Raw genomic sequence first — 2,884 nt, forward strand, 5'->3', positions numbered from 1 at the left:
CGCCATTCGTGCAGGTCGGAACTTACCCGACAAGGAATTTCGCTACCTTAGGATGGTTATAGTTACCACCGCCGTTTACTGGCGCTTAAGTTCTCAGCTTCGCCACACCGAAATGTGACTAACCGGTCCCCTTAACGTTCCAGCACCGGGCAGGCGTCAGTCCGTATACATCGCCTTACGGCTTCGCACGGACCTGTGTTTTTAGTAAACAGTCGCTTCTCGCTGGTCTCTGCGGCCACCACCAGCTCACACTGCAAGAGTGATCACCAGCAATGGCCCCCCTTCTCCCGAAGTTACGGGGGCATTTTGCCGAGTTCCTTAACCATAGTTCACCCGAACGCCTCGGTATTCTCTACCTGACCACCTGAGTCGGTTTAGGGTACGGGCCGCCATGAAACTCGCTAGAGGCTTTTCTCGACAGCATAGGATCATCCACTTCACCACAATCGGCTCGGCATCAGGTCTCAGCCTTAACGTGTGACGGATTTGCCTACCACACGGCCTACACCCTTACCCCGGGACAACCACCGCCCGGGCTGGACTACCTTCCTGCGTCACCCCATCGCTTACCTACTACCACCTTGGATCGGCGGCTCCACCACGTCCCTTTGTCCGAAGACTCCAGGCCGGCTTCACGGCCTTAGCATTAATGGATTCGATATTGGGCGTTTCAAAGCGGGTACCGGAATATCAACCGGTTGTCCATCGACTACGCCTGTCGGCCTCGCCTTAGGTCCCGACTTACCCTGGGCAGATCAGCTTGACCCAGGAACCCTTAGTCAATCGGCGCACACGTTTCCCACGTGTGTATCGCTACTCATGCCTGCATTCTCACTCGTGAACCGTCCACAACTCGTTTCCACGGCTGCTTCACCCGGCACACGACGCTCCCCTACCCAACACCACACCCGTTAGGGCTGTTGTGGCATTGACACGACTTCGGCGGTGTGCTTGAGCCCCGCTACATTGTCGGCGCGGAATCACTTGACCAGTGAGCTATTACGCACTCTTTCAAGGGTGGCTGCTTCTAAGCCAACCTCCTGGTTGTCTCTGCGACTCCACATCCTTTCCCACTTAGCACACGCTTAGGGGCCTTAGTCGATGCTCTGGGCTGTTTCCCTCTCGACCATGGAGCTTATCCCCCACAGTCTCACTGCCGCGCTCTCACTTACCGGCATTCGGAGTTTGGCTAAGGTCAGTAACCCGGTAGGGCCCATCGCCTATCCAGTGCTCTACCTCCGGCAAGAAACACACGACGCTGCACCTAAATGCATTTCGGGGAGAACCAGCTATCACGGAGTTTGATTGGCCTTTCACCCCTAACCACAGGTCATCCCCCAGGTTTTCAACCCTGGTGGGTTCGGTCCTCCACGAAGTCTTACCTCCGCTTCAACCTGCCCATGGCTAGATCACTCCGCTTCGGGTCTTGGGCACGCTACTCAACGCCCTCTTCGGACTCGCTTTCGCTACGGCTTCCCCACACGGGTTAACCTCGCAACATACCGCAAACTCGCAGGCTCATTCTTCAAAAGGCACGCAGTCACGACTGCATGTGCAAGCACATACAGCGACGCTCCCACGGCTTGTAGGCACACGGTTTCAGGTACTATTTCACTCCGCTCCCGCGGTACTTTTCACCATTCCCTCACGGTACTATCCGCTATCGGTCACCAGGGAATATTTAGGCTTAACGGGTGGTCCCGCCAGATTCACACGGGATTTCTCGGGCCCCGTGCTACTTGGGTGTCTCTTAAACGAGCCGTTGATGTTTCAGCTACGGGGGTCTTACCCTCTACGCCGGACCTTTCGCATGTCCTTCGCCTACACCAACGGTTTCTGACTCGTCCCACAGCCGGCAGACTGCGGAAAAGAGATCCCACAACCCCAGCCACGCAACCCCTGCCGGGTATCACACGTAACTGGTTTGGCCTCATCCGGTTTCGCTCGCCACTACTCCCGGAATCACGGTTGTTTTCTCTTCCTGCGGGTACTGAGATGTTTCACTTCCCCGCGTTCCCTCCACACTGCCTATGTGTTCAGCAGCGGGTGACAGCCCATGACGACTGCCGGGTTTCCCCATTCGGACACCCCCGGATCAAAGCTCGGTTGACAGCTCCCCGGGGCCTATCGTGGCCTCCCACGTCCTTCATCGGTTCCTGGTGCCAAGGCATCCACCGTGCGCCCTTAAAAACTTGGCCACAGATGCTCGCGTCCACTGTGCAGTTCTCAAGCAACGACCAGCCACCCGTCACAACCCACCGAAGTGAGCCTTTACCGGGGCCGGCATCGCGAAGGTCCAGACTCAACAGTCCGTACCCTCAGATACCCAACAACGTGCCCGACACAGTCCCTCAAAACCCACGTTCCACGCCGAAGCAGTACTAATGAACCCTCAGAAACCGTGCCGAATAGTCAACGTTCCACCCATGAGCAACCAGCATCAGACATTCGCTGATGTACTGGCCTCTGACCAACCGAAGTTGGTAAGAAGTGCTCCTTAGAAAGGAGGTGATCCAGCCGCACCTTCCGGTACGGCTACCTTGTTACGACTTCGTCCCAATCGCCAGTCCCACCTTCGACGATTCCCTCCCACAAGGGGTTGGGCCACCGGCTTCGGGTGTTACCGACTTTCGTGACGTGACGGGCGGTGTGTACAAGGCCCGGGAACGTATTCACCGCAGCAATGCTGATCTGCGATTACTAGCAACTCCGACTTCATGGGGTCGAGTTGCAGACCCCAATCCGAACTGAGACCGGCTTTTTGAGATTCGCTCCACCTCACGGCATCGCAGCTCTTTGTACCGGCCATTGTAGCACGTGTGCAGCCCAAGACATAAGGGGCATGATGACTTGACGTCGTCCCCACCTTCCTCCGAGTTGACCC

At 56.9% G+C, this 2,884-nt stretch carries 2 rRNA genes; both read right to left on the reverse strand.

Features of this window, described 5'->3' with window-relative positions:
- Window positions 1-2,198: ribosomal RNA gene (locus ABZW14_RS34180) — 23S ribosomal RNA — on the reverse strand; the annotation flags it as partial.
- A gap of 303 nt (window positions 2,199-2,501) precedes the next feature.
- Window positions 2,502-2,884, reverse strand: a 16S ribosomal RNA gene (locus tag ABZW14_RS34185); the annotation flags it as partial.

This window comes from Micromonospora sp. NPDC004551 (assembly GCF_040609975.1).
Lineage (GTDB): Bacteria > Actinomycetota > Actinomycetes > Mycobacteriales > Micromonosporaceae > Micromonospora.